This is a genomic window from Vibrio sp. 2132-1 (genome assembly GCF_033344315.1).
Map to the genome: position 1 here is coordinate 1 of NZ_JAWPON010000239.1, position 777 is coordinate 777.

Annotated in this window: 1 protein-coding gene; it reads left to right on the forward strand. The window is 44.9% G+C overall.

What is annotated here, in order from left to right; all coding sequences use genetic code 11:
• Window positions 1–80 precede the first annotated feature (80 nt).
• Window positions 81–777 (forward strand): Bcr/CflA family efflux MFS transporter (locus tag R8N47_RS24675; protein ID WP_318186034.1); only part of this gene is annotated, 697 nt, incomplete at its 3' end.

Here is a 777-nt window from a genome sequence, read left to right on the forward strand (position 1 = left end):
GAATAATAAGGTAAATAAATCAGGGTTGGCGCCAACTGATATTGATTAAAAAATGATTAAATAATTTGATTGGTTGAATCATGAAAATATCAAAACTACAGCTCGTTTATCTTGCAGCTTTATCCATGCTTGGCTTTGTTGCCACTGACATGTACTTACCTGCGTTCAAAGCGATGGAAATCGACTTTGCTACAGGTCCCGAACAAATCGCACTTTCTCTGACCGTATTTCTTGTAGGTATGGCTTTTGGTCAGTTGATGTGGGGATTGGCATCGGATAAATTTGGTCACCGCAATACGCTGGCCGCAGGTCTGGTACTCTTTACCATTGCCTCATTCGGCTTAGCATTCTGCGATGAAGTTTGGCAGCTACTGACACTGCGCTTTGTGCAAGCAATCGGCGTGTGTGCTCCTGCGGTTATCTGGCAAGCGATGGTAATCAAGCGTTACTCCAGCAGTAGCCAGCAAATTTTTGCAACCATCATGCCGTTGGTGGCACTATCACCAGCACTTGCACCTCAACTGGGTGTGGTTTTAGCGGATTGCTTTGGTTGGCACAGTATTTTTATCGCATTAACGCTTGTTGGTGTGGTGCTCGTTGCTGCCACCATGGCACAAAAGAACGAACAAGCCGAAATCAAACAAACCAGCATGTCTGCGGATATTAAAGCGTTACTAGGTTCAAAAACTTACCTAGGTAACGTGTTTATGTTCGCAACCGCGTCGGCAGCGTTCTTTGCTTACCTTACTGGTATGCCAGAAATCATGTCTCAACTCG